Consider the following 25,761-nt stretch of genomic DNA (forward strand, 5'->3'; position numbering starts at 1 on the left):
GTGTGGAACAAGCCATGAAGGAAGTCGACGCGGTGCGCGAGCGCTACGCTCGCCGGGACAGCCAGGCGACGCAGCAGCGCTACAGCCTGCTCAACGAGTCGGCGCTGCTGCCGCGCCAGGAATGGGAGCGGGCCGTCGTGCGCTGGGCCAAGCGCAGCGGCATGGCGCCGCTCGAGTCGCGCTCCCTGTTGGAGGTTGGCTGTGGTGCCGGCGCGAATCTCATCGAGTTCATGCGCCTGGGCTTCCAACCCGAGAACCTCGTCGGCAACGAATTGCTGCCGGAGCGCAGCGAGGCCGCGCGGCGCCTGCTGCCCGTGGCGGTGCGCGTGATCGCCGGCGACGCGACGCAGATGGACGTCGCACCTCAGAGCTTCGACGTCGTGCTCCAGTCGACGGTGTTCTCCTCGCTGCTCGATGACGCCTTCCAGCAGCGCCTCGCCGACGCGATGTGGCGCTGGATCAAACCCGGCGGCGGCGTGCTCTGGTATGACTTCGTGTACGACAATCCGACCAACCCCGACGTGCGTGGCGTGCCCTTGAGGCGGATTCGAGAGCTGTTTCCCCAAGGCCGCGTGGACGCGCGCCGCATCACGCTCGCGCCGCCGATCGCGCGCCGCGTATGCCGCGTCCATCCGTCGCTGTACACCGTTTTCAACGCGCTGCCGTTGTTGAGAACGCATCTGCTTTGCTGGATCGAGAAACCATGAGCACCCCCTTCCTGCCCTTTGCGCTGCCCGACATCGGCGACGAGGAGATCGCGGCCGTCACCGAAGCGCTGCGCTCGGGCTGGGTGACGACCGGGCCGAAGACGAAGCAGTTCGAACAGGACTTCAGCGCATACCTCGGTGGCGGCGTCGAGAGCATCGCGGTGAATTCGGCCACCGCCGGCCTGCATCTGGCGCTGGAGGCGCTGGGTGTCGGACCGGGCGACGAGGTGATCGCCCCGTCGCTGACCTTTACTGCCACCGTCGAAGTGGCGCGCTATCTCGGCGCCGATGCGGTGGTGGTCGATGTCGACCCGGTCACGCTGAACATCGACCCGGCGAAAATCCGTGCCGCGATCACGCCGCGCACCAAGGTGCTGATGCCGGTGCACTACGGCGGCCTGGCCTGCCGCATGGACGAGATCCTGGCGATCGCGAAGGAGCATGGGCTGAAGGTCGTCGAGGACGCCGCCCATGCGCTGCCCACGACCTGGAAGGGAACGCCGATCGGCCGGCTCGCCTCCGACATCACGGTGTTCAGCTTCTACGCCAACAAGACCATGACGACGGGCGAGGGCGGCATGGCGGTGACGCGCGACCCCGAACTCGCCAGGCGCATGCGTGTGATGCGCCTGCACGGCATGAGCCGCGACGCCTTCGACCGCTTCGTGTCGAAGACGCCTGCCTGGTACTACGAGATCGTGGCGCCGGGCTTCAAGTACAACTTGACCGACATCGCCTCGGCGATGGGCATCGAGCAGTTGCGCAAGCTGCCGCGCTTCCTGGCGCGGCGCCAGCAACTCGCGGCGCGCTACCACGAAGGCCTGGCCGGGTTGCCGCTGATCCTGCCGGCCGACGCTCCGCCGGGCGACGTGCACGCCTGGCACTTGTTCGTGATCCGGCTCGGCGAGGCAGCGAAGCCTGGCCGCGATGCGGTGATCGAGGCCTTGTCCCGGCGCGGCATCGGCACCAGCGTGCACTACGTGCCCTTGCACCGCCAGCCGTATTGGCGCGATCGTTACGGCCTCACGCCGGAGATGTTCCCGGTGGCCGATGCCGCCTATCGTTCGATGATCAGCATTCCGCTGTTCACGAAGATGAGCGATGCCGACCAGGATCGCGTGATCACCGCGCTGCACGAGGTGCTGGGCTGATGGCCAAGCGCCTGTTCGACATACTGTTCTCGGCCGTGGTGTTGTTGGTGCTCACGCCGCTGCTGCTGGCGGTGGCGGTGTGGGTCCGGCTGGATTCGCCCGGGCCCGCGCTGTTCCGCCAGGTGCGCGTCGGGCGCGGGGGGCGCGAGTTTCGCATTCTCAAGTTCCGCACCATGCATGTGGACGCGCCAGCACGCGGCCCGCAGATCACGGCCGGGCGCGATCCGCGCATCACTCGGGCGGGCCATGTCCTGCGCCGATATAAGATCGACGAGTTTCCCCAGTTCATCAACGTGCTGGTGGGCGACATGAGCGTGGTCGGCCCGCGGCCGGAGGTGCCGCGCTACGTGGCGATGTATCCGACGGCGACGCGCGAGCTGGTGCTGAGCGTGCGGCCCGGTATCACCGATCTGGCCTCGATCGAGTACCGTGACGAGAGCGAACTGCTCGGACGCAGCGCCGACCCGGAGCGCACCTATGTCGATCAGGTGATGCCGGCCAAGCTCGCGTATTGCGAGCGCTACGTGCGCGAACGCAGCTTCGTTGGCGACATCGGCATCATCGGCCGCAGCTTTGCGGCTTCGTTCGTGAGCCGATGAAACCGACCTCGATGTTCTCCCAGCTCACGAGACTGCCGCCCGTCGCGAAGAGCCTGCTCATCGTGGCGGCGGACGTCGTCGTGCTGCCCTTCGCGTTGTGGTGCGCCATCGCGCTGCGTCTGGGCAGCCTGCCGCCCGTGGGCGTGCCGAAATGGTGGGTGTATGCGCTGACGCTGCTCATCACGCTGCCGATCTTCCTGCACCTGGGGTTGTATCGGGCGGTGATTCGCTATCTCGAGACGCGCGCCTTCCTGCTAGTGATCGGCGCGTCGCTCGGCGCGGCAGCCGTGTTCTCCGCCATTGCGCTGGCGCTGGGCTTCGAGGGCGTGCCAGGCACGTCGCTGGTGATCTACGCCGTGTTCTCGGCCGCCTACGCGGCGCTGGCGCGGCTGCTGGCGCGGCAGTTGCTGCGTGGCGCCGTCGGCCGCGCCGGGCACATCGAGCGTGCGCCGCTGGCGATCTACGGCGCCGGCGCGGCCGGGCGGCAACTGGCGCAGGCGCTGCGCGCCAGCAGCGAGTTCCGGCCGGAGATCTTCGTCGACGATGCCCCCGCGCTGCACGGCCGCACGGTGATGGGCCTGCGTGTCTTCTCGCCGGCGGAACTGCCGCCGGCGATCGAACAGCACGACATCCGCACGGTGGTTGTCGCGATCCCGAGCCTGTCACCCGGGCGGCGTGCCGAGTTGCTGCGCCGCCTCGAACCGCTCCATCTCGAAGTCCGCCTCGTGCCGGGCATGGCGGACCTGATCCGCAATGAAGTCGGCTTGGCCGACATCCGGCGCGTGCGCCCGGAGGATCTGCTCGGCCGCGACGCCGTGCACCTGGACACGCAGGCGATGCACCGCTTCCTGGCCGATCGTGTCGTGATGGTCACCGGCGCTGGCGGCTCGATCGGCTCCGAGCTGTGTCGCCAGATCCTGCACTACCGCCCGAGCCGTCTGGTGCTGTTCGAGATCAGCGAACCGAGTCTGTACACCTTGCGCGAGGAACTCGTCGCGCTGGCGCCGTCGATCGTGCTGGTCTGCGCGATCGGCGACGTCAAGAACGCGTCCCGCGTCGACGCGGTGTTGCAGGAGCATCGGCCCGCGGTGGTGTTCCATGCGGCGGCCTACAAGCACGTGCCGTTGATGGAGGAGATCAACGCCTGGGAGGCGGTGCGCAACAACACGCTGGGAACCTACGTGATCGGGCAGGCGGCGATACGCCACGGCGTCGAGCGCTTCGTGCTCGTCTCCACCGACAAGGCCGTCAACCCGACCAACGTGATGGGCGCATCCAAGCGCCTCGCGGAAATGGTCTGCCAGGCGCTGAACGGCGCGGGCGGCACGCACTTCGGGATGGTGCGCTTCGGCAACGTGCTCGGCAGCAGCGGCAGCGTGATCCCGAAGTTCCGCGACCAGATCGTCGCCGGCGGGCCGGTGACGGTGACGCACCCGGACATCGTGCGCTACTTCATGTCGATCCCGGAAGCCGCGCAACTCGTGCTGCAGGCCGCCTGCATGGGCCAGGGCGGCGAGGTGTTCGTGCTCGACATGGGCGAGCCGGTGAAGATCGTCGATCTGGCGCGCAACATGATCCGCCTCTCGGGTTTCAGCGAAGACCAGATCCGCATCGAGTTCACCGGCCTTCGCCCGGGCGAGAAGCTCTTCGAGGAACTGCTGGCCGACAGCGAGTTCACGCGGCCGACGCACCATCCGAAGATCCGCATCGCGCGCGTGGCCGGCGTCGACGAGGAGCGCTGGTCTCACCTTCGTGAGTGGGTCGTCAGCGACGGCTGCTTCGACGACGACGCGGTGCGTCGCCGGATGGCGGGGCTGCTGCCCGAATACAAACCCTGGCAACCCTGACGGCCAGCGTCATCAGACCACCCCGGCGTCGAGCAGCATGCGCATGTTGACGGCGCCGACGAGGGTGCCGGCCGCGTCGACGACGGGTACCGCCGAGATGTGCTTATGCTCCATCAGCTCGACGGCTTCCACGGCGAGTTGCTCGGGCCGCACCGCTGTGAAACGGCGCGTCATCACGGCTTCGATCGGCGTCGTGCGGATGTCGAGGTCACGATCCAGCGTGCGGCGCAAGTCGCCGTCGGTGTAGACGCCGACCAGGGCACCGGCCGGATCCAGGACGTTGACGAAGCCCATCGCGCCGCGCGACATCGCCACGAGCGCCTCGCGGACGGTGGTTGTCGTGGTGCTGCGCGGTATGTCGTCGCCCTGCGCCATGACGTCGCCGATCGTCACGAGCAGCTTGCGCCCGAGTGTGCCGTGCGGATGCGTGGCGGCGAACATGTCGGCCGTGAAGCCGCGCGCCTCCAGCAGGCACAGGGCGACGGCGTCGCCGAGCGCCAGCGTGAGCGTGGTGCTCGCCGTCGGCGCGAGGCCCAGCGGGCAGGCCTCGCGCTCCACAGCGGTGTCGAGCATCGCGTCGGCATGCTGCGCCAGGGGCGAGTCGGCCGCGCCGGTCATCGCGATCACGCGGATGCCGTTGCGCTTCATGTAGGGCATGACGCGCAGCAGCTCGTCGCTCTTGCCCGACTGCGAGATGGCGATCACCACGTCGTCCGCGGTGATCATGCCGAGATCGCCGTGCCCGGCCTCGCCCGGGTGGACGAAGTGCGCCGGCGTGCCGGTGCTGGCGAGCGTCGCGGCGATCTTGCGGCCGATGTGGCCGGACTTGCCCATGCCCATCAGCACCACGCGACCGGACTTGCTGACGCCCAGCAGGATGTCGAGCACGTCGATGAAGCGTTGGTCGAGCCGGCGCCGGGCGGAGACAATGGCCTCGGCCTCGGTGTCGAGGACATGGCCGGCGAGGGCTAGCAGTCGTTTCATGACGCCGATTGTGCGCCGCCGGACGCGGCGGCGCGAAGTCTCAGTCGAAGAGCGCTGCGGCCGACAGTTGCGGGCCCTGGGCATCCTTGGCGGACAGCAAGGGCGAGGTGTGCGGCCAGTCGATGCCGATGTCGGGATCGTTCCAGCGGATGCAGCATTCGGCCGACGGTGCGTAGTAGTCGGTGGTCTTGTAGAGAAAATCCGCCGACTCGCTCAGCACCAAAAAACCGTGCGCCATCCCCTCCGGCAACCACATCTGCCGATGGTTCTCTCCGCTCAGCTCCACACCCACCCATTTTCCGAACGTCGGGCTGCTGCGGCGAATGTCAGCGGCCACGTCGAACACCTTTCCCTGCGTCACCCGCACCAGTTTGCCCTGCACATGCGGCGGCAGCTGGTAGTGCAGCCCGCGTAGCACGCCTTTCGTGGAGCGCGAGTGGTTGTCCTGCACGAACGCCACGTGCCGCCCCACCGCCTCGTCGAACACCTTCCGGTTGAAGCTCTCCATGAAGAAACCGCGCTCGTCGCCGAACACATCCGGCTCGAGGATCAGCACGCCGGGAATCGCAGTGGGTATGACCTTCATCGAAGTACCCGCTCCTCGAGCAGTCGCACGAGGTATTGCCCGTAGCCGTTCTTCAGCATCGGCTGGGCGAGCCGGCTCAGTTGCTCCGCGTCGATCCAGCCGCTGCGCCAGGCGATCTCTTCCGGGCAAGCCACCTTCAGGCCCTGACGCCTTTCCAGCGTGGCGATGAACTGGCCGGCCTCCATCAGGCTGTCGTGCGTGCCGGTGTCCAGCCACGCATAGCCGCGGCCCATGATCTCGACGTCGAGCTGGCCCTGGCCCAGGTAGCGCGCGTTGACGTCTGTGATCTCCAGCTCGCCGCGTGCCGAGGGCTGGATGCTCGCGGCGATGTCACACACCTGGTCGTCGTAGAAATACAGGCCAGTCACCGCGTAGTTGCTCTTCGGCGCCTTGGGTTTCTCGGCGATGCTCAGTGCGCGCTTGTCCGCCCCGAACTCGACCACGCCATAGCGTTCGGGGTCGGTCACGTGATAGGCGAACACGGTGGCGCCGCTGGCGCGGTCGGCGGCGTTGTGCAGCAGGCGCTGGAAGTCGTGGCCGTAGAAGATGTTGTCGCCCAGCACCAGCGCGCTCGGATGCCCGGCGACGAATTCGCGGCCGAGGATGAAGGCCCGCGCTAGGCCGTCGGGGCTGGGCTGCACGCGGTAGCGGATGTCCAGGCCCCACTGCGCGCCGTCGCCGAGCAATGCCTCGAAGCGTGGTGTGTCCTGCGGCGTGCTGATCAGCAGGATCTCGCGGATGCCGGCCAGCATCAGCGTGGTCAGCGGGTAATACACCATCGGCTTGTCGTACACCGGCAGCAGCTGCTTACTCATTGCCAGCGTGGCGGGGTGCAGACGGGTACCGGAACCTCCGGCGAGGATGATGCCTTTGCGGTTCATGCTGTTGTGCTCCGACGCGCCTGCGCGCGCAGCCCGCCCACGATGACGAACAGGCTCGCGCCGAGCAGGGCGGCGAGCGCCGCCGCCACGGTGATGAAGGCCCGCTTCGGCCCCGCTTTGCGCTCGGCCGGCAGCGCCGGGTCGACCACCTGGATCAGCGCGCCTTCGCGGCTCTCGTCGACCTTCGCCAGCTCGTACTGCTTGACGAAGATCTCGAACAGCGCTTCCTGGTACTTGAACTCGCGGTACTTGTTGACGTAGTCGGAATCGTTGCCGCGGCTGTCCTGCCGCTCAGCGCGTGCCAGCTGCTCGCGCAGCGCGGCCAGCGCCGCCTGCTGCTGAGCGACTTCCGGCGTGTTGTCGGCCAGCATGCGGCGCAGCGTCTGCAGCTTGACTTCGGCAGCCGTCGCCTGCGCGCGTAGCCGTGCGTAGCTCTCAGCGGCGGTCTTGGGCTCGACCTTCAGCGCGCCCTGGCTGATGCCGCTTTCCTCCAGAGCCGATTGCGCCGAGGCGAGGCGCTTCTTGGTGTCGTTCAACTGCTGCTCGAAGAACATGCGGCGTTGCTGGGCCTCCGAAACGGCCAAGCCGTTGGTCATCTCGCGCAGTTCCTCGACGTAGGCGTTGGCCATCGCGGCGGCGCGCGCCGGCTCGCGGTCGTCGACTTCGACGGCGATCAGCCCGTCCTTCTTGCCGACCGTGATGCGCACGTTGTTCTTCAGCTGCTTGCGCGCGTCCTGGCGAAACTCCACGTCGTACACCTTCAGCAGCTCGAAGCGGTCGATGATTCGATTGCTGATGGTGGCGCTCTCCATCAGCGCGACGTACTGGTCGGCTGGGCTCTTGACGTTGGCCAAACCTCCCGCAAGGCCGGCCAGCGCGCCGAGCTGCGAGATCGCCGCGGCGGCGGAGCTTTGCTGCTGTTGCGGCGGCAGGAACACGGTTTTCGACGTGTACCACTTGGGCACGAGGAAGGCGATGACCAGGCCGATCAGCGCGCCCAGCAGCGTCGCGGCGCCGATCAGGCGGCCACGCGCGGCCAGCAGCGCGAACAGCTCCGACAGCGTGATGCCGTCATCGGCTTCCATCTCGTCCATGGCGGGTACGGCGCTCATTTCATTTGAGGCTGTTGATCGCCGCCACGCCCAGGCCGAACTGCGCCAGAATTTGCGTCCACTCCTTGGCGGCCTGCACGAAGGTGGTCTTGCCGACCTCCTCAGGCACGAAGATGGTGTCGCCCGGCTGCGCGTTCACGCCGGCCAGCGAGCCGCCACTGATCCAGGTGGCGCGCTGCCGCGCGCTGACCACGCTGCCGTTGGCGCGCAGCACGAAGGTGCTGTCGGCGTCGGCGCCGCGTGTCGCTCCGCCGGCGAGCTTGAGGAAGTCGTCGACGGTCCGACCTTGCGCGAAAAGGTAGTTGCCGCCGTTGAAGACGCTGCCGAACACGCCCACGGTGTTGGGCCGCGGCGGGATGTAGAGCCGGTCGCCGTCTTCCACCACCAGCGGCGGGATTTCGGGGGCCGCAGGGTCGAGTTGCAGCACCACGCGGCCGTTAGGACGCACGTCGCGCAGGCGCTGGATCAACACCGATGAGCCGCTGCCTGCCGCCGCCTGCGCCGCAGCCTCGTCGGCGCTGATGGCGCGGCGCGTATAGGCGGCCTTGGCGAACTCGACTTCCAGGTCGCGCAGCGCACGCTCGTAGTTCTCCTGCTGCGCGACGCGCACGCTCTCGCGCGTGAACTCGGCGCCGAACACATAGGCCAGCGGCGTCAGCCCGCCGGCGGTGCGCAGCGCGTCGGCCAGCGTGCTGTCGGGCGTCAGGATGTATTCGCCGGGCTTGGCGACTTCGCCCTCGATGCGCACGCGCTTGTTCTGCAGCTGCGTCGACAGGCGCGCATCGACCTCGCTGAACGAGCGCAGCACGTCGCCGCTGGCGAGCATGTCCTTCGAGGCGTCGGGCATGCGCAGTTGGGCGATGCGCTTTTCGCCACGCTCGGACAGGCGCTCGACCGACAGGCGCGTACGGTCCGCGACGGCCGTGAAGCCGCCGGCCATCACGATCACGTCGCCAACGGTCTCGCCCGCCTTCAGCTCGAACACCGCCGGCTTGTTGAAGCTGCCGATCGCGCCGATCTGCGCGCCCACCGGGCCGATGTAGAGCACGTCTTCAGCCTGCACGATAGCGTCGGCCGCCTTGTCGCCCTTGAGCAGCAGGTCGTAGAGATCGAAGCTGGAGACGGTCTTGCCGGCGCGGCGCAACTCGATGTGGCGGAAACTGCCCGCCGCCGACGGCCCGCCCGAGCGCATCAGCACGTTGACGATGGTCGACAGGCTGGCCACGAAGTGGGCGCCGGGCTGCTTCGCGAAGCCGGTCACGTAGACGCGCACGCTGCGCAACTGGCCCAGGCCGACGCTGATCTGGAAGTTCTTGAACACCTGGCCGACGCGCCGGCCGATCACGTCGGGCAGGTCGGCGTAGCGCGTACCGGCCACCATGATGCTGCCCACGCGCGGCAGGCTGATGCGGCCGGAGCGGTCGACGGTGGCTCGCACGTCGGCGTCGACGCTGCCCCACAGCGTGACCATCAGTTCGTCGCCGGCGGCGACGATGTAGTCGGCCGGCACGAGAGCGCTGTGGTCGGCGGCAGCCATCGCCTGCCCGGTCATCAGGTCGACGCCGAAGCGGCGGATGTCGGGCTGCGTCGGGTCGGCCGGTGTCGTGGCGGTGGCGACGGCGCGCGATTCGTCGATGCCGGCAAGCTTGCGCACGTAGCGCTCGAAGTCGTCGGGCTTGTACGGTTGCGGCGGTTCGAGGCGCTCGGCCAGCGGCCGGCGCGGCATCGTCGACAGGCCTTCACCGGGCAGCGCATCACGCTGCTCGGCGCGCACGGTCGACGGCGTCTGGCGCAGCCGGATCGGCGCGCCCGAGACGCTAGCTCCCGGCTCGTTGGCCACCTGCGCCGGCTCCAGCTGCGCATGCGCGCTCCAGCACGCGGCCAGCAGCGCCGCGGCCAGGGCCATGCGCACGGGCCGAACCAGGGGCGTGATCCAGGGGTCTGCAGACATGGGCGAGAGCACCTTCGAGTTGTCGTGGCGCGTGCGCACCGGCTAGGAGGATCGCGGATTCTATGCGCCGGCCCCGACGCGCCTCAGCGGCCCAGCACCTCGGTCAGCATGCGCTCCACCCCCCAGCGCCAATCCGGCAACACGAGCCCGAAGCGCTCGCGCAGCTTGCCCGTATCCAGCCGCGAGTTCAGCGGCCGCCGCGCCGGCGTCGGGAAAGCCGAAGTCGGCACCGCCTCGACCGCCTCTTCGCCCACCTTCAGCGCCACGCCGGCCGCGCGCGCGAAGGCGATCACGTGGCTGGCGTAGCCGTGCCAACTGGTCTCGCCGGCGGCCGCGGCGTGGTAGGTGCCGGCGAGGGACGCATCGGCGCGCACGGCGCGGATCATGTGCGCGCTGAGGTCGGCAAGCAGGTCCGCGCCGGTGGGCGCGCCGATCTGGTCGTCGATCACCTTCAGCGTCTCGCGCTCCTGCGCCAGCTCGAGCATCGTGCGCGCGAAGTTGCCGCCGCGCGCGCCGTAGACCCAACTGGTGCGCAGGATGAGGTGGTGGCAGCCGCTGGCGCGGATCGCCTCCTCGCCTTCCAGCTTGGTGCGGCCGTAGACGTTCAGCGGGCCGGTAGCCGCTTCTTCGTCGCGCGGCGTGCTGCCGCTGCCGTCGAACACGTAGTCGGTGCTGTAGTGCAGCAGCCAGGCGCCGCGTACCGCCGCCTCGCGCGCCAGCACGGCGGGGGCTTCGGCGTTGATCGCGCGCGCCAGTTCGGACTCGCTCTCGGCCTTGTCGACGGCGGTGTGCGCGGCGGCATTGACGATCACGTCGGGCGCCACCGACTGCACCGTGGCGGCGAGCGATTCGGGCTTCGAGAAGTCGGCCTTCAGCGGCCCGGGGCTGTCGAAATCCAGCGCGACCAGCTCGCCCAGCGGTGCCAGCGAGCGCTGCAACTCCCAGCCGACCTGGCCGTTCTTGCCCAGCAGCAGGATCTTCATGCGATGTCAGCGCGAAGCGTAGTTGGTGGCCACCCAGTCGCGGTAGCTGCCGCTCTGTACATGCGCCACCCAGTCGGCGTTGTCGAGGTACCAGCGCACCGTCTTGCGGATGCCGCTGTCGAAGGTCTCGGCCGGGCGCCAGCCGAGTTCGCGCTCGATCTTGCGTGCGTCGATCGCGTAGCGGCGGTCGTGGCCGGGGCGGTCGGTCACGTGGGTGATCAGCCTTGCGTACGAGCCGGCTGGGTCGGGTTTCATCTCGTCGAGCAGCGCGCAGACGCTGCGCACGATCTCGATGTTGGGGCGCTCGTTCCAGCCGCCGACGTTGTAGGTCTCGCCGACGCGGCCGCAGGCCAATACGGTGCGGATCGCCGCGGCGTGGTCTTTCACGTACAGCCAGTCGCGCACCTGCATGCCGTCGCCGTACACCGGCAGCGGCTTGCCCGCCAGCGCGTTGACGATCATCAGCGGGATCAGCTTCTCGGGGAAGTGATAAGGCCCGTAGTTGTTCGAGCAGTTGGTGGTCAGCACCGGCAGGCCGTAGGTGTGGTGCCAGGCACGCACGAGGTGGTCGCTGGCCGCCTTGCTGGCCGAGTAGGGGCTGTTCGGCTCGTAGGTGTTCGTCTCGGTGAAGGCGGGGTCGTCGGCCTTCAGCGAGCCGTACACCTCGTCGGTCGAGACGTGGTGGAAGCGGAACGCCTCCTTCTCGCCGGCCGGCAGCGCCGCCCAGTGCGCGCGCACCGCTTCGAGCAGCGTGTAGGTGCCTGCTATGTTCGTCTTGATGAACGCGCCCGGGCCGTGGATGCTGCGGTCGACGTGGCTCTCGGCGGCGAAGTGCACCACCGCGCGCGGGCGGTGCTCGGCGAGCAGGCGATTGAGCAGCGCGCGGTCACCGATGTCACCTTTCACGAACACGTGCCGCGCATCGCCTTGCAGCGATTTCAGGCTCTCGAGGTTGCCGGCGTAGGTCAGCGCGTCGAGGTTGAGCACCGGCTCGCCGGTGGCGGCGATCCAGTCGAGCACGAAATTGGCGCCGATGAAGCCGGCGCCGCCGGTGACGAGGATCATGACGAGCGTGTCCGCAGGTGTGGCAGGGAACCCAAGATTCTAGGGTGCCCTGCGGGTGTTCCCGGAGGCCGGCGGCCCCAGGGGCGATAATCGCGAAATGAGTGACCCCACCCCCGGCATCGCCATCAGCGGCGCCACCCCGGAGCCCGCGACACCCGCGCCGGCCCGTTTCGACACCCTGCCGCTGGACGACAAGCTGCTGCGCGCCGTGGCTGACAGCGGCTACCAGACGATGACGCCGATCCAGGCCAAGGCGATTCCGATCGTGCTGGCCGGGCGCGATGTGATGGGCGCGGCGCAGACCGGCACCGGCAAGACCGCCGCGTTCTCGATCCCGCTGCTGCAGAAGATGCTCAAGCACGAGAACCCGAGCATGTCGCCGGCGCGCCACCCGGTGCGCGCGCTGGTGCTGGCGCCCACGCGCGAGCTGGCCGACCAGGTGGCCAACAACGTCAAGCAGTACTCCAAGTTCACCAAGCTGCGCGCCGCGGTGGTGTTCGGCGGCATCGACATGAAGCCGCAGACGCTGGAGCTGAAGGCCGGCGTCGAGGTGCTGATCGCCACGCCGGGCCGGCTGCTCGACCACATCGAGGCGAAGAACTGCGTGCTGAACCAGGTCGAGTACGTGGTGCTCGACGAGGCCGACCGCATGCTCGACATCGGCTTCCTGCCCGACCTGCAACGCATCCTCAGCTACCTGCCCAGGCAGCGCCAGACGCTGCTGTTCTCGGCCACCTTCTCCAACGAGATCAAGCGCCTGGCCGAGAGCTACCTGCAGGACCCGGTGCTGGTGGAAGTGGCGCGCCCCAACGCCACCGCCTCGACGGTGGAGCAGCGCTTCTTCAGCGTCGCCTCCGACGACAAGCGCCGCGCGGTGCTCAAGCTGCTCAAGGAGCGCTCGATCGGGCAGGCCATCGTGTTCGTCAACTCCAAGCTCGGCTGCGCGCGGCTGGCGCGTTCCTTCGAGCGCGACGGCCTGCGCACCAACGCGCTGCACGGCGACAAGAGCCAGGACGAGCGGCTGAAGGCGCTCGAAGCCTTCAAGCGTGGCGAGGTCGACGTTCTCGTGGCCACCGACGTGGCGGCGCGCGGCCTGGACATCGCCGACCTGCCGGCGGTGTTCAACTTCGACGTGCCCTTCAACGCCGAGGACTACGTGCACCGCATCGGCCGCACTGGCCGCGCCGGCGCCTCGGGCCTGGCCTTCACGCTGGTGGCGCGCGAGGACATGCGCAACGTCGGCGACATCGAGAAGCTGATCAAGAAGAAGATCGAGATCGAGCCGCTCGAACTCGACGACGCGGCGCCGCCGCGGCGCGAGCGCTACAAGGACCGCGACCGCGACGACGACCGCCCGCCGCGCGCCGCCGCGCCGCGGCCCAGCGCCCCGGCGCGGCCGGCCGATCCGCTGTTCGACCAGCCCTACGTGCCCAGCAATACCGAGGCCAAGCCCGAGTGGGAGCAGAAGGCTGCCGCGCCGGTGCCGCGCGGCCTGTCGGCCTACATCAAGCCGAAGAAGAAGGTGGCGGCGCTGTTCGGCGCCAAGAAGACGCCCGCGCCGGACGAGGAAGTGTCCTCGTCCTGAGCCGCGCGCTCAGACCTTCACTCAAGCCGCGAGCAAGGCGAACACCGCCGGCCGGTCGCCCGGCAGCGATGCGGGCTGGGCGCGCCAGCGCGCCACCGTGTCGCTGCGCGTGAAGCCGCCCGGCGCGGTCAGCCCGCAGCCCACCGCGAGCCGCGTGCCGGCTTGCAGGTGCGCCAGCAGCGCCTCCAGCAGCGCGGCGTTGCGGTAGGGGGTCTCGATCAGCAGTTGCGTCTGGCGCGCCTTGCGCGACAGCGTCTCCAGCTCGCGCACGCGCGCGGCGCGCTCGGTCGCGTCCACCGGCAGGTAGCCGACGAAGGCGAAACTCTGGCCGTTCAGCCCGCTGGCGGCCAGCGCCAGCAGCAGCGAACTGGCGCCGGGCAGGGCGACCACCTCGATGCCGGCGGCATGCGCCGCCTGCACCAGCGCCGCGCCGGGGTCGGCCACCGCGGGCAGGCCGGCTTCGGAGATCAGGCCGAGGTGGTGGCCGGCGCGCAGCGGGGCGAGCAGGGGAGCGAGGTCGGGCTGTGATGCGGTTCTCACGCCTTTCGGCGCGCGCGGCAACTCGACGATTTCGATCTGTTGCAGCGGCAGCGCGAGCGGCACAACGGCATCGACGCGCTTGAGGAAGGCGCGCGCGCTGCGTGCGTTCTCCGCCACCCAGTGATCGAGCCGCGCCGCGATGCGCAGCACGCCCATAGGCAGCAGCTCGTCGAGCGGCACGGCCTCGGCGCCTTCGATGCCGAAGTCGAGCGGGCTGGGCACGAGATGGAGCGTGCCGGGTTTCGGGCTCATGGCCGCAGCGCGTCGATGCCCGCTTCGCGCAGCAGCGCGCTGGTGCGGATCAGCGGCAGGCCGACCAGCGCGGTCGGGTCGTCCGACTCGATGGCCTCCAGCAGCGCGATGCCCAGCGTCTCGCACTTGGCGCTGCCGGCACAGTCGTAGGGCTGCTCGGTGCGCAGGTAGTGCTCGATCTCGGCGTCGGACAGCTTGCGAAAGCGCACCGTCACCGGCGCCAGCGCCGCGCCGGCATGGCCGCTGGCCGCGCATTGCACCGCCACCGCGGTGTGGAACACCACGCTGCGCCCGCGCATCGCGCGCAGTTGCGCCACCGCGCGCTCGTGCGTGCCGGGCTTGCCGATCGCCTGGCCGTCGAGTTCGGCCACCTGGTCGGAGCCGATCACCACCGCGTCCGGATGCAGCGCCGCCACCGCCGCCGCCTTGGCCGCCGCCAGGCGCCGGGCCAGCGCGGCCGGCGCCTCGCCGGGGCGCGGCGTCTCGTCGACCTGCGGCGACACCACCTCGAAAGGCAGGCGCAGCCGCTCCAGCAGTTCGCGCCGGTAGCGCGAGGTGGAGGCGAGGATCAGCGGTGGGCGCGGCGTCATGGCGGGCATTGTCCCATCGCGCCTCGCCCGCCCCGCGGCCCCGTACACTCGCCGCGATGAAACCGCGCGTGCACGATCCGCTGCGCCTCGATGTCGAGGTTTTTGCCAAGGACGCCGGCCGGCTCGAAGGCCGCTGGCCGCTGGCCGGCTTCGCGCGCCTGGCCGAATCGGCGCATGCGCAGGCGCGCCCCGGCGCGGCCGACCCGGTGGCCTGGCAGGCGCGCGGCGAGCAGCGCGCGCAGCGCGGCGGCGCGGCGCAGACCTGGCTGCACGTCGAGGCCGAGGCCGAGGTGCAGCTCGAATGCCAGCGCTGCCTGCAGGCCGTTGCCGTGCCGCTGGCCGTGCGGCGCAGCTTCCTGTTCGCGCCTGATGAACCCACCGCCGCCGCGATCGACGCCGACAGCGAAGACGACGTGTTGGTGCTCACTCGCGCGCTCGACCTGCACGAGCTTGTCGAGGACGAGCTGATCCTGGCACTGCCGCTGGTGCCGCGCCACGACGTTTGCGCGCAGCCGCTGGCGGTGCCGGCGCCCGCCGAGGAGGCGCAGGCCGAGCGCCCCCATCCCTTCGCCGCGCTGGCGGCACTCAAGCGCGGCGCGGGCGGCTCGCACTGAGGCGCTGCCGGGGGCATCGCGGAGGGGTAGCCCCGCCCATGCTAGAATCATCGGCTTTTCATCGGGTGCCTTGCCGTTTGGGTTTGCAGGGCCGTCAGGAGAATTCCACATGGCCGTTCAGCAGAACAAGAAGTCGCCGTCCAAGCGCGGCATGCACCGCTCGCACAACGCGGTGGCCGCGCCCGGCACCGCGATCGAGCCGACCACCGGCGAGACGCACCTGCGCCACCACATCAGCCCGACCGGCTTCTACCGCGGCCGCAAGGTCCTGAAGACCAAGGCCGACGCCTGATTCCCGGGTGACGGCGGCGCGCCGCCGCGCCGCCCCCGAGCCGCTTCCGGTCAGACATGATTCCAGCCGCCCTCGCGCGGGTGACGCTCGCCGTCGACTGCATGGGCGGCGACCACGGTCCGTCGGTCACGCTGCCGGCCTGCCGCGCCTTCCTCGAGGCGCACCCTCAAGCCCACCTGATCCTCGTCGGCAAGCCCGACGTGCTGGCCGAAGCCGCCGGCTGGCCGCGCTGCATCGTGGTCGGCGCGAGCGAGGTCGTCGAGATGGACGATCCGGTCGAGGTGGCGCTGCGCAAGAAGAAGGATTCGTCGCTGCGCGTGGCCGTCTCGCAGGTCAAGCCGGGCGAGAACGGCGAATCGGCCGCGCACGCCTGCGTCTCGGCCGGCAACACCGGTGCGCTGATGGCGGTGTCGCGCTACGTGCTCAAGACGCTGGAGGGCATAGACCGCCCGGCCATCGCCAGCGTGATGCCCAACGAGCGCGACGGCTACACCACCGTGCTCGACCTCGGCGCCAACGTCGACTGCACGGCCGAGCACCTGTTGCAGTTCGCGGTGATGGGCAGCGCGCTGGTCGCCGCCGTCGAGGGCCGCGACGACCCCAGCGTCGGCCTGCTGAACATCGGCGAAGAGGCGATCAAGGGCAGCGACACCATCAAGCGCGCCGGCGAGCTGCTGCGCGCCGCGGCCGCCAGCGGTCAGTTGAACTTCCACGGCAACGTGGAGGGCAACGACATCTTCAAGGGCACGACCGACATCGTCGTGTGCGACGGTTTCGTCGGCAACGTCGCGCTCAAGACCGCCGAGGGCCTGGCCTCGATGCTGTCGAACTTCATCAAGCAGGAGTTCACGCGCAGCGTCTTCACCAAGCTCGCCGCGCTGGTGGCGCTGCCGGTGCTGAATCACTTCAAGGCGCGCGTCGACCACCGCCGCTACAACGGCGCCGCGCTGCTCGGCCTGCGCGGGCTGGTGTTCAAGAGCCACGGCTCGGCCGATGCCTTCGCCTTCCAGACCGCGCTGAACCGGGCGTATGATGCCGCGCGCAATCGACTGCTCGATCGCGTGCACGACCGCATCCTCGAGACGCTGGCGGCGATGCCGGCGCCGGGCGCGGAGCCTTCGACCGACACGCCGGCGCTGGCCGCTTCAGCCTCACGATGAGCCCATCCTCACCGCGCTTCTCCCGCATCACCGGCACCGGCAGCCACCTGCCGCCGCAGCGCGTGACGAACGCGGCGCTCGCCGAGCGGCTGGCGCGCGACGGCATCGAGACCTCCGACGAGTGGATCGTCGAGCGCACCGGCATCCGCGCGCGCCACTTCGCCGCGCCCGAGATGGCCTGCAGCGACCTGGCCGAGCAGGCGGCGCGCCACGCGCTCGAATCCGCCGGCCGCAAGCCGGAGGAAATCGACCTGATCATCGTCGCGACCTCGACGCCCGACATGGTCTTCCCGTCCACCGCCTGCATCGTGCAGCGCAAGCTCGGCGCCGCCGGCGGCGCGGCCTTCGACGTGCAGGCGGTCTGCTCGGGCTTCGTCTACGGCCTCGCGGTGGCCGATTCGATGATCCGCGGCGGCCTGGCCACGCGCGCGCTGGTGATCGGCGCGGAGGTGTTCTCGCGCATCCTCGACTTCAAGGACCGCACCACCTGCGTGCTGTTCGGCGACGGCGCCGGCGCGGTGGTGCTGGAAGCGAGCGACACGCCCGGCATCCTGGCCAGCGACCTGCACGCCGACGGCCGCCACGTCGACATCCTGTGCGTGCCGGGCACCGTCTCGGGCGGGCAGGTGCTGGGCGATCCGCTGCTCAAGATGGACGGCCAGGCGGTGTTCAAGCTCGCCGTCGGCGTGCTCGAAAGCGCGGCGCGCGCGGTGCTCGCCAAGGCCGGCCGCAGCGACGCCGACATCGACTGGCTGATTCCGCACCAGGCCAACATCCGCATCATGCAGAGCACGGCGCGCAAGCTGAAGCTGCCGCCCGGCAAGCTCGTCGTCACTGTCGACCGGCACGGCAACACCTCGGCCGCCTCGATCCCGCTGGCGCTCGACGCGGCGGTGCGCCAGGGGCAGGTCCAGCGCGGCGACACCATCATGCTCGAAGGCGTGGGCGGCGGTTTCACCTGGGGTGCGGTGCTGCTCGACTTCTGACGCGCCGGCCCGCCGGCGCGGGCCGCGAGAAACTCATACAAGACAGAGAGACAAGCCGCGATGACCACCTTCGCATTCGTCTTCCCCGGCCAGGGTTCACAAAGCGTCGGCATGCTCGACGCCTGGGGCGAGCACCCGGCCGTGCGCGACACGCTCGCCGAAGCCTCGCAAGCGCTCGGCGAGGACATCGCCCGGCTGATCCACGAGGGCCCGAAGGAGCAGCTCGACCTCACCACCAACACCCAGCCGGTGATGCTGGCCGCGGCCGTGGCCTGCTACCGTGCCTGGATGGCCGAGACCGGCCGCGCACCCGCGCTGGTGGCCGGGCATTCGCTGGGCGAGTACAGCGCCTTGGTGGCGGCCGGTTCGCTGACGCTGGCCGACGCGCTGCCGCTGGTGCGCTTTCGCGCCCAGGCCATGCAGGAGGCGGTGCCTGTCGGTGCCGGCGCGATGGCGGCCATCCTCGGGCTCGACGCCGAACTCGTGCGCAGCACCTGCGCCGAGGTCGAGGCGGCGGTCGGCGAGACGGTCTCGGCGGCGAACTACAACGATCCCAAGCAGACCGTGATCGCCGGCAGCAAGGCGGCGGTCGAGCAGGCCTGCGAAGCGCTCAAGGGCCGCGGCGCCAAGCGCGCGCTGCCGCTGCCGGTGTCCGCGCCCTTCCACTGCGCGCTGATGAAACCCGCCGCCGAGCGGCTCGAGGAGCGCCTCGCCGCGGTGGAGCTGCGCGCGCCGCAAATCCCGCTGATCAACAACATCGACGTGGCGGTGCACGACGCGCCCGAGGCGATCCGCGAGGCGCTGTACCGCCAGGCCTTCGGCCCGGTGCGCTGGGTCGAGGTCGTGCAGGCGATGCACTCGCGCGGCGTCACGCACGTCGTCGAATGCGGGCCGGGCAAGGTGCTGGGCGGGCTGGCGCGGCGCATCGTCGCCGAGCTGGCGGTCGGCCACGTGAACGATCCGGCCTCGCTGGCCGAGACCAAGGGGATGCTGGCATGAGCGAGACCACGACGAGCGCCACGCCGAGCGGGCAGGTCGCGCTGGTCACCGGCGCGTCGCGCGGCATCGGCCGCGCGATCGCGACGGCGCTGGCCGCGCAGGGCATGAAGGTGGTCGGCACCGCCACCACCGAGGCCGGCGCGGCCGCGATCGGCGAGGCGCTCGCGCCGCACGGCGGCAGCGGCCTGAAGCTCGACGTCACCGACGCCGCGGCGCTGGACGCGGCCATCGACGCCATCGTCAAGCAGCACGGCGGCCTGCACGTGCTGGTCAACAACGCCGGCATCACGCGCGACACGCTGGCCATGCGCATGAAGGACGAGGACTGGGACGCGGTGCTGGACACCAACCTCAAGGCCGTGTTCCGCGCCAGCCGCGCCGCGATCCGGCCGATGATGAAGCAGCGCTACGGGCGCATCGTCAACATCACCTCGGTGGTCGGCGCCAGCGGCAACCCGGGCCAGGCCAACTACGCCGCCGCCAAGGCCGGCGTGGCCGGCATGACACGCGCGCTGGCGCGCGAGCTCGGCAGCCGCGGCGTCACGGTCAACTGCGTCGCGCCGGGCTTCATCGCCACCGACATGACACACGGCCTGCCCGAAGCGCAGAAGGCCGCGCTGCTGGCACAGATCCCGCTTGGCCGGCTCGGCGCGGCCGAGGAGATCGCGCACGCGGTGGCCTTTCTCGCCTCGCCCGGCGCCGGCTACGTCACCGGCACCGAACTGCACGTCAACGGCGGCATGTACATGGCTTGATTCCGGTCCGTGCCGGGCCCGGCGACCGGGCCGGCCGCCGGCCGGGCAAGCCCTTAGAATCCGCCCCTGTTTTCAGCAAACAACTCCCGGAGGAGTCATGAGCGACATCGAAGCACGAGTCAAGAAGATCATCGCCGAACAGTTGGGTGTGCCCGAAGCCGATGTGAGCAACGAGAAGGCCTTCGTCGCCGACCTCGGCGCCGACTCGCTGGACACCGTCGAGCTGGTGATGGCCCTCGAAGACGAGTTCGGCATCGAGATTCCCGACGAGGAAGCCGAGAAGATCACGACCGTGCAGTTGGCGATCGACTACGCCGTCAAGCACCAGAAGGCCGCCTGAGGCGCTTCGGCACCGTTCGCATGAGCCGCCGTCGCGTCGTCGTCACGGGCCTCGGCCTGGTCAGCCCCGTGGGCAACACGGTGGCCGAGGGCTGGGACAACATCGTCGCCGGCCGCACCGGCATCGCGAACATCACGCGCTTCGACGCGTCGGCGTTCGCCTGCCGCTTCGCCGGCGAGGTGAAGGGCTTCAACGTCGAGGACTACATCCCCGGCAAGGAAGCGCGCCACATGGACACCTTCATCCACTACGGGATGGCGGCGGCGATCCAGGCGGTGCGCGATGCGGGCCTGCCCACCAACGACGCGCTGGACGAGGAATACGCCGAGCGCATCGGCTGCATGGTCGGCTCGGGCATCGGCGGGCTGCCGATGATCGAGCAGACCGAGGTCGAGTACGCCGCGCGCGGCCCGCGCCGCATCTCGCCGTTCTTCGTGCCGGCCTCGATCATCAACATGATCTCCGGGCACGTGTCGATCCACTTCGGCTTCCAGGGGCCGAACCTCGCCATCGTGACGGCCTGCACCACCGGGCTGCACTGCATCGGCGAGGCGGGCCGGCTGATCGAGTACGGCGACGCCGACGTGATGGTGGCCGGCGGCGCCGAGTCGACCGTCTCGCCGCTGGGCATCGGCGGCTTCGCGGCGGCGCGCGCGCTGTCCACGCGCAACGACGACCCGGCCACCGCGTCGCGCCCGTGGGACAAGGGCCGCGACGGCTTCGTGCTCGGCGAGGGCGCCGGCGTGCTGGTGCTCGAGGAGTACGAACACGCGAAGAAGCGCGGCGCGAAGGTCTACGCCGAGCTGTCCGGCTTCGGCATGGGCGCCGACGCCTTCCACATGACCGCGCCGAACGTCGACGGCCCCAAGCGCAGCATGCGCGCCGCGCTGCGCAACGCCGGCATCGACGCCGCGCAGGTGCAGTACCTCAACGCGCACGGCACCTCGACGCCGCTGGGCGACGTGAACGAGACCAACGCGATCAAGCTCGCCTTCGGCGAGCACGCGAAGAAGCTGGTGGTCAACTCCACCAAGTCGATGACCGGCCACCTGCTCGGCGGCGCCGGCGGCATCGAGTCGGTGTTCACCGTGCTGGCGCTGCACCACCAGGTGTCGCCGCCGACGATCAACATCTTCGACCAGGATCCCGAGTGCGACCTGGACTACTGCGCCAACGAGGCGCGGCAGATGAAGATCGAATACGCCGTCAAGAACAACTTCGGCTTCGGCGGCACCAACGGCACGCTGGTGTTCCGCCGCGCCTGAGCCGGCACACGCGGTTCGGCCGCGTGATGGCGCCGCCATGACTGCCTCCCGCTTCGAGTTCGGCTGCGCGCGCGCCTGGCGCGCCGGCAGCCTCGCGCTCGCGGCGCTGGCCCTGCTGGCCGCCGCGGCCTGGGCGCTGACGCTGCTCGGGCGCGGCGAGGCCGGCCTCGCCTGGCTGGCGCTGCCGGCGGCGGCGCTGGCGCCGTGGGCCGCGAGCGCGAGCCGGCTGCCCGGCGGCGCGCTGCGCGACGAGGGCGGGCGCTGGTGGCTGGACGCCGCGCCCGGCTCGCTGGCCGTCGCCTTCGACTTCGGCGCCTGGATGCTGCTGCGCTTCCGCCCCGACGGCGCGCGCCGCGGCCGCTGGCTGGCGCCGTCGCGCGCCGACCTGCGCGACGCCTGGCCGGCGTTCCGGCGTGCTGTATATTCGCCGCGCAGCGCCCCGGCCGGCCTCTCGGCGCAGGCTCCCGCCGACCCTCCCGCATGAACCCCAACGACGCCGACGCACCGCTGATCGAGAGGATCCGGCAAGGCGACGTGCGGGCCTTCGAGATGCTGGTGGTCAAATACCAGCGCCGCATCGAGCGCCTGATCGGCCGCATGGTGCGCGACGTCGACCTCGTGCCCGACATCGCCCAGGAGACCTTCGTGCGCGCCTACCGCGCGATCGGCCAGTTCCGCGGCGACAGCGCCTTCTACACCTGGCTGTACCGCATCGCCGTCAACACCGCCAAGAAGGCGCTGGTCGACCTCAAGCGCGATCCGATCGTGACCGAATCCGCACTCGCCAGCCGCGACGACGACGACGAAACTTCGCGGGTGGAAAACGAACTAAGCGACGGCGAGACCCCCGACGCCGTCCTGGCCAGCAAGGAAATCGCGGCGGCGGTGAACTCGGCGATCGAAGGCTTGTCCGACGATCTGCGCCAGGCCATCACCCTGCGCGAGATCGAGGGCTTGAGCTACGAAGAGATCGCGGAGTTGATGAACTGCCCGATCGGGACGGTGCGTTCGCGCATCTTCCGGGCGCGCGAGGCGATCGCGGCGCGGCTGAGGCCGCTGCTCGACACCCGCGAGGGCGAGCGGTGGTGAGGGGTCGGGAAGGGTATGGAGTCGAAGATGTCGATTGAGCACAGCGGGTTGACGGCCGGAGGCGCCGAGCGCTTGTCGGCGCTGGTCGACGGCGAAGTCGCCGCCGATGAAGTGAAGCATGTCTGCATGGCCTGGCGCGGCGATGCGCAGGCGCGCCAGCGCTGGCATACCTACCAGTTGATCGGCGACGTGCTGCGTTCCGACGACCTCGCCTCGGCGCCCGGCCGCGACGAAGCCTTCCTGCAAGCGCTGCGCGCGCGCCTGGCCGGCGAGCCGGTGGTGCTGGCGCCCCAGCCCGCCGCGCCGGCGAAGTTGGACATGGCCGCCGGCCGCTCGCTGCGCCGCTGGCGCACCGGCATGGCGGTGGCGGCCGGCTTCGTGGTCGTGGCCGGTGCGCTGGTGGCCGTGCAGATGCCTTCGGGGCCCTCGGTCGACAACGCAGCGGGGCTGGCGCAGGCGCCGGCACCCGCGGCGCCGCCGCTGGCGGTGGCCGCGCCGGCCGTGCCGACGCTGGCCAGCGCCGAACAGCCGCTCGAAACGGCCGACGCCTCGGCCGATGCCGCCGCGCTGGTCACCGACGGCCGGGTGATCCGCGACGCGCGGCTCGACCGCTACCTCGCCGCGCACCAGCGTTTTGCCGGCGCGTCGGCGCTGGGCGTGCCTTCGGCCTTCCTGCGCAGCGCCACCGCCACGGCGGACGGCGCCAAGCGCTGAGCATCGCCTCATGCTGCTGCGTCCCGCGCTCGCGCTGACCCTGTTCGGCGCCCTCGGCGGCCTCGTGCCCGCCGCCGTGCTCGCCGGCCCGGCCGCGGCCGGCGAGGGCGGCGAGATCCGCTCGCTGCTGACGCGCATCCACGAGGCGGCGGGCAAGCAGAATTTCCAGGGCACCTTCGTCGTCAGCGGCGGCGGCGCGGTGTCCAGCGCGCGCATCGCCCACTACGGCGAGGGCAGCAACCAGTACGAGCGCATCGAGTCGCTCGACGGCCAGGCGCGCTACGTCTACCGCCACAACGACGTGGTGCAGACGATCTGGCCGGGCAGCCGCGTCGCGCTGGTCGAGCAGGCGCGCTCGATGACCAGCTTCCCGGCGCTGCTGCAAGGCGGCGTCGAGCGGCTGGCCGAGTTCTACGAGCTGAAGGCGCAGGGCAGCGAGCGCGTCGCCGGGCGCGAGGCGCAGGTGCTGCTGGTGCAGCCGCGCGACGCGCACCGCTTCGGCTACCGGCTGTGGTCGGACACGGCCTCGGGCCTGCTGCTGCGCGCCGACGTGCTCGGCGAGCGCGGCGAGGTGATCGAGACCTCGGCGTTCTCCGAGGTCACCATCGGCGTCAAGCCGCAGTTCGACAGCGTCACCGGCCCGATGCGCAAGCTCGACGGCTACCGCGTGATCCGTCCGGCGGTCAGCAGCACGAAGATGGAATCCGAGGGCTGGGCGATGCGCCAGCTCGTGCCCGGCTTCCGCGAGGTCAACTGCGTCAAGCGGCCGATGGAGTCGCCCACCGCCGGCGCGCTGGAGGCCGCCTCCGAGCCCGTGCTGCAGACCATCTTCTCCGACGGCCTGACCTATGTGTCGGTGTTCATCGAGCCCTTCGACGCGCAGCGCCATTCGCGCGCGATGCGCACCGCCGTCGGCGCCACGCAGACGCTGATGCGCCGCCAGGGCGAGTGGTGGGTCACCGTGGTGGGCGACGTTCCCCAGGCCACGCTGCTGGCCTTCGCCAAGGGGCTCGAACGGCGCAAGTAGCGCAACCATTTTCGGTCTTCCGGATCCGAAGACCGTCGCAGTTCCAAAGGAGCATGAAGAACATGCAAAACCACCTCATCGCGGCGGTCCGCCGCAGTGTCGCCGCGGCGCTGGCCGGGCTCGCCCTCATCGTCGCCGCCGCGGCGCTGGTGCCGCCGGCCGCGCACGCGCAGAGCAACCTGCCCGAGTTCGCCGACCTCGCCGAGCGTGTCGGCCCGGCGGTCGTCAACATCCGCACCACCGAGCGGCGCGCCGCGCGCGGCGGCGCGACGGGCGAGATGGACGAGGACATGCTCGACTTCCTGCGCCGCTTCGGCCTGCCGGTGCCCAACCAGCCGGGGCCGCGCGGCCAGCGCCCGCAGCAGCCGCAGCCCGACGCCGAGCCGCAGCAGCGCGGCATAGGCTCGGGCTTCATCCTCAGTGCCGACGGCTACGTGATGACCAATGCGCACGTGATCGAAGGCGCCGACGAGGTGTTCGTCACGCTGACCGACAAGCGCGAGCTGAAGGCGCGCGTGATCGGCTCGGACCGCCGCTCCGACGTGGCGCTGGTGAAGGTCGATGCCAGCGGCCTGCCGACGGTGCGCATCGGCGACGTCGGCAAGCTGCGCGTCGGCGAGTGGGTGATCGCGATCGGCTCGCCGTTCGGGCTGGAGAACACCGTGACGGCCGGCATCGTCAGCGCCAAGGCGCGCGACACCGGCGAATTCCTGCCGCTGATCCAGACCGACGTGGCGATCAACCCGGGCAACTCCGGCGGCCCGCTGATCAACATGCGCGGCGAGGTGGTGGGCATCAACTCGCAGATCTACAGCCGCTCGGGCGGCTACATGGGCATCTCGTTCGCGATCCCGATCGACGAGGCCACGCGCGTGGCCGAGCAGCTCAAGGCCGCCGGGCGCGTCAGCCGCGGCCGCATCGGCGTGAGCATCGACCAGGTGAGCAAGGAGGTCGCCGAGTCGATCGGCCTGGGCAAGCCGAGCGGGGCGCTGGTGCGCAGCGTCGAGGCCGGCGGGCCGGCCGAGAAGGCGGGCGTCGAGCCGGGCGACATCATCACCCGGTTCGACGGCAAGCCGGTCGAGCGCTCGGGCGACCTGCCGCGCATCGTCGGCGCGGTGAAGCCGGGCAGCAAGGTGTCGCTGCAGGTGTTCCGGCGCGGCGCCACCAAGGACCTGAGCGTGACGGTGGCCGAGGTCGAGCCCGACAAGACGCGCCGCACCGCCGAGGCCGAGGGCAAGCCGCAGGCGACGCCGACGACGACGCTGGGCATCGGCGTGTCCGACCTGACCGAGGCGAGCAAGCGCGAGCTGAAGATCAAGAACGGCGTGCGCGTCGAGGTGGCCGAAGGCGCGGCAGCGCGCGCCGGCGTGCGCGAGGGCGACGTGATCCTGTCGATCGACAACACCGAGATCGGCAGCGCCAAGCAGTTCGAGACGGTTGCGGCCAAGCTCGACAAGAGCCGCGCGGTGACGCTGCTGGTGCGGCGCGGCGACACGGTCAACTTCCTGATCGTCCGCCCGGCGCGCTGAGCGAGGCACCCGACTGCAAAGTCGGGTCTTTCCGGGATCCGGGAAGTGATCCGAAGTGATCGCACCCGGATCTCTAAGTCAGTGACCGCAAACGTTCGCTTGCCAGCTCGGATTGCTGTTGCCAGGGGCTAGAATTCGGGGGTTGTCAGCGTTCGTTT

27 protein-coding genes are annotated in these 25,761 nt (G+C 70.3%); 18 read left to right on the forward strand and 9 right to left on the reverse strand.

Features of this window, described 5'->3' with window-relative positions:
* The first annotated feature begins 14 nt into the window (after positions 1-14).
* The 4 genes from QM792_RS07000 to QM792_RS07015 are packed head-to-tail and all read left to right on the forward strand — an operon-like array spanning position 15 to position 4,304.
* Positions 15-707 carry a class I SAM-dependent methyltransferase gene (locus QM792_RS07000; protein ID WP_415148730.1) on the forward strand — a complete coding sequence of 231 codons (693 nt, stop codon included), beginning with the start codon at positions 15-17 and terminating at the stop codon, positions 705-707.
* On the forward strand, positions 704-1,858 hold the full coding sequence (locus QM792_RS07005) for a DegT/DnrJ/EryC1/StrS family aminotransferase (protein WP_415148732.1): 1,155 nt from the start codon (positions 704-706) through the stop codon (positions 1,856-1,858). Before QM792_RS07000 ends, QM792_RS07005 begins: the two co-directional genes overlap by 4 nt.
* Positions 1,858-2,457, forward strand: coding sequence for a sugar transferase (locus tag QM792_RS07010; RefSeq protein ID WP_415148734.1), 600 nt, complete (start codon positions 1,858-1,860; stop codon positions 2,455-2,457). Before QM792_RS07005 ends, QM792_RS07010 begins: the two co-directional genes overlap by 1 nt.
* Positions 2,454-4,304 (forward strand): polysaccharide biosynthesis protein, encoded by a 1,851-nt coding sequence (locus tag QM792_RS07015; RefSeq protein ID WP_415148735.1) that lies wholly within the window; start codon positions 2,454-2,456, stop codon positions 4,302-4,304. The genes QM792_RS07010 and QM792_RS07015 overlap by 4 nt, the downstream gene beginning before the upstream one ends.
* Before the next feature lie 12 nt (positions 4,305-4,316).
* Here the strand turns inward: QM792_RS07015 and QM792_RS07020 are convergent, their stop codons facing one another.
* The 7 genes from QM792_RS07020 to rfbB all read right to left on the reverse strand — a co-directional run bounded on the left by QM792_RS07020 (position 4,317) and on the right by rfbB (position 11,866).
* Positions 4,317-5,288, reverse strand: a complete 972-nt coding sequence (locus QM792_RS07020; protein ID WP_415148737.1) for a KpsF/GutQ family sugar-phosphate isomerase — start codon at positions 5,286-5,288, stop codon at positions 4,317-4,319.
* A gap of 40 nt (positions 5,289-5,328) precedes the next feature.
* Positions 5,329-5,874: a dTDP-4-dehydrorhamnose 3,5-epimerase gene (gene rfbC / locus QM792_RS07025; protein ID WP_415148738.1), complete on the reverse strand. Its 546-nt coding sequence runs from the start codon at positions 5,872-5,874 to the stop codon at positions 5,329-5,331.
* Positions 5,871-6,755: a glucose-1-phosphate thymidylyltransferase RfbA gene (rfbA, locus tag QM792_RS07030; protein ID WP_415148739.1), complete on the reverse strand. Its 885-nt coding sequence runs from the start codon at positions 6,753-6,755 to the stop codon at positions 5,871-5,873. Before rfbA ends, rfbC begins: the two co-directional genes overlap by 4 nt.
* Positions 6,752-7,867: a Wzz/FepE/Etk N-terminal domain-containing protein gene (locus QM792_RS07035; protein WP_415148741.1), complete on the reverse strand. Its 1,116-nt coding sequence runs from the start codon at positions 7,865-7,867 to the stop codon at positions 6,752-6,754. Before QM792_RS07035 ends, rfbA begins: the two co-directional genes overlap by 4 nt.
* Position 7,868: 1 nt before the next feature.
* Positions 7,869-9,818 (reverse strand): SLBB domain-containing protein, encoded by a 1,950-nt coding sequence (locus QM792_RS07040; RefSeq protein WP_415148742.1) that lies wholly within the window; start codon positions 9,816-9,818, stop codon positions 7,869-7,871.
* Positions 9,819-9,901: 83 nt separating this feature from the next.
* Complete coding sequence (gene rfbD, locus QM792_RS07045; protein WP_415148743.1) at positions 9,902-10,801, reverse strand: dTDP-4-dehydrorhamnose reductase; 900 nt, start codon at positions 10,799-10,801, stop codon at positions 9,902-9,904.
* 6 nt (positions 10,802-10,807) lie between these two features.
* Entirely contained in the window at positions 10,808-11,866 is a 1,059-nt protein-coding gene (gene rfbB / locus QM792_RS07050; RefSeq protein WP_415148745.1) for a dTDP-glucose 4,6-dehydratase, read from the reverse strand.
* A gap of 97 nt (positions 11,867-11,963) precedes the next feature.
* Here rfbB and QM792_RS07055 point away from each other — a divergent pair, with 97 nt between their 5' ends.
* Positions 11,964-13,451: a DEAD/DEAH box helicase gene (locus tag QM792_RS07055; protein ID WP_415148746.1), complete on the forward strand. Its 1,488-nt coding sequence runs from the start codon at positions 11,964-11,966 to the stop codon at positions 13,449-13,451.
* Between the two features lie 21 nt (positions 13,452-13,472).
* On the opposite strand, the gene QM792_RS07060 is transcribed toward QM792_RS07055, so the two are convergent.
* Together QM792_RS07060 and QM792_RS07065 are read right to left on the reverse strand one after the other, a co-directional pair.
* Positions 13,473-14,243 (reverse strand): SAM-dependent methyltransferase, encoded by a 771-nt coding sequence (locus QM792_RS07060; protein WP_415148748.1) that lies wholly within the window; start codon positions 14,241-14,243, stop codon positions 13,473-13,475.
* A complete protein-coding gene (locus tag QM792_RS07065; RefSeq protein ID WP_415148749.1) occupies positions 14,240-14,842 on the reverse strand; it encodes a Maf family nucleotide pyrophosphatase in 603 nt (200 codons plus the stop codon). Before QM792_RS07065 ends, QM792_RS07060 begins: the two co-directional genes overlap by 4 nt.
* Positions 14,843-14,889: 47 nt before the next feature.
* Here QM792_RS07065 and QM792_RS07070 point away from each other — a divergent pair, with 47 nt between their 5' ends.
* The 13 genes from QM792_RS07070 to QM792_RS07130 all read left to right on the forward strand — a co-directional run bounded on the left by QM792_RS07070 (position 14,890) and on the right by QM792_RS07130 (position 25,603).
* Complete coding sequence (locus QM792_RS07070) at positions 14,890-15,447, forward strand: YceD family protein (protein WP_415148750.1); 558 nt, start codon at positions 14,890-14,892, stop codon at positions 15,445-15,447.
* 109 nt (positions 15,448-15,556) lie between these two features.
* A complete protein-coding gene (gene rpmF, locus QM792_RS07075) occupies positions 15,557-15,739 on the forward strand; it encodes a 50S ribosomal protein L32 (protein WP_112190625.1) in 183 nt (60 codons plus the stop codon).
* Between the two features lie 56 nt (positions 15,740-15,795).
* Positions 15,796-16,899 (forward strand): phosphate acyltransferase PlsX, encoded by a 1,104-nt coding sequence (plsX, locus tag QM792_RS07080; RefSeq protein ID WP_415148752.1) that lies wholly within the window; start codon positions 15,796-15,798, stop codon positions 16,897-16,899.
* The gene (locus tag QM792_RS07085) at positions 16,896-17,885 is read left to right on the forward strand and encodes a beta-ketoacyl-ACP synthase III (protein WP_415148753.1); all 990 of its coding nucleotides are present in this window, start codon (positions 16,896-16,898) and stop codon (positions 17,883-17,885) included. The genes plsX and QM792_RS07085 overlap by 4 nt, the downstream gene beginning before the upstream one ends.
* A gap of 60 nt (positions 17,886-17,945) precedes the next feature.
* Positions 17,946-18,884: an ACP S-malonyltransferase gene (gene fabD, locus QM792_RS07090; RefSeq protein WP_415148754.1), complete on the forward strand. Its 939-nt coding sequence runs from the start codon at positions 17,946-17,948 to the stop codon at positions 18,882-18,884.
* Positions 18,881-19,639: a 3-oxoacyl-ACP reductase FabG gene (gene fabG, locus QM792_RS07095; protein ID WP_415148755.1), complete on the forward strand. Its 759-nt coding sequence runs from the start codon at positions 18,881-18,883 to the stop codon at positions 19,637-19,639. Before fabD ends, fabG begins: the two co-directional genes overlap by 4 nt.
* A 97-nt stretch (positions 19,640-19,736) precedes the next feature.
* Positions 19,737-19,979: an acyl carrier protein gene (gene acpP / locus QM792_RS07100; protein WP_209385515.1), complete on the forward strand. Its 243-nt coding sequence runs from the start codon at positions 19,737-19,739 to the stop codon at positions 19,977-19,979.
* A 20-nt stretch (positions 19,980-19,999) separates the two neighbouring features.
* Complete coding sequence (gene fabF, locus QM792_RS07105; RefSeq protein ID WP_415148757.1) at positions 20,000-21,244, forward strand: beta-ketoacyl-ACP synthase II; 1,245 nt, start codon at positions 20,000-20,002, stop codon at positions 21,242-21,244.
* Between the two features lie 37 nt (positions 21,245-21,281).
* On the forward strand, positions 21,282-21,728 hold the full coding sequence (locus QM792_RS07110; RefSeq protein WP_415148759.1) for a hypothetical protein: 447 nt from the start codon (positions 21,282-21,284) through the stop codon (positions 21,726-21,728).
* Positions 21,725-22,333: an RNA polymerase sigma factor RpoE gene (rpoE, locus tag QM792_RS07115; protein WP_415148761.1), complete on the forward strand. Its 609-nt coding sequence runs from the start codon at positions 21,725-21,727 to the stop codon at positions 22,331-22,333. Before QM792_RS07110 ends, rpoE begins: the two co-directional genes overlap by 4 nt.
* A 27-nt stretch (positions 22,334-22,360) precedes the next feature.
* Complete coding sequence (locus tag QM792_RS07120; RefSeq protein ID WP_415148763.1) at positions 22,361-23,047, forward strand: sigma-E factor negative regulatory protein; 687 nt, start codon at positions 22,361-22,363, stop codon at positions 23,045-23,047.
* 10 nt (positions 23,048-23,057) lie between these two features.
* Positions 23,058-24,074, forward strand: coding sequence for a MucB/RseB C-terminal domain-containing protein (locus tag QM792_RS07125; protein ID WP_415148764.1), 1,017 nt, complete (start codon positions 23,058-23,060; stop codon positions 24,072-24,074).
* 62 nt (positions 24,075-24,136) lie between these two features.
* Positions 24,137-25,603: a DegQ family serine endoprotease gene (locus QM792_RS07130; RefSeq protein ID WP_415148766.1), complete on the forward strand. Its 1,467-nt coding sequence runs from the start codon at positions 24,137-24,139 to the stop codon at positions 25,601-25,603.
* Positions 25,604-25,761: the final 158 nt, after the last annotated feature.

It is taken from the genome of Piscinibacter sp., assembly GCF_047600445.1.
In the GTDB taxonomy this organism is placed as follows: domain Bacteria; phylum Pseudomonadota; class Gammaproteobacteria; order Burkholderiales; family Burkholderiaceae_C; genus Piscinibacter.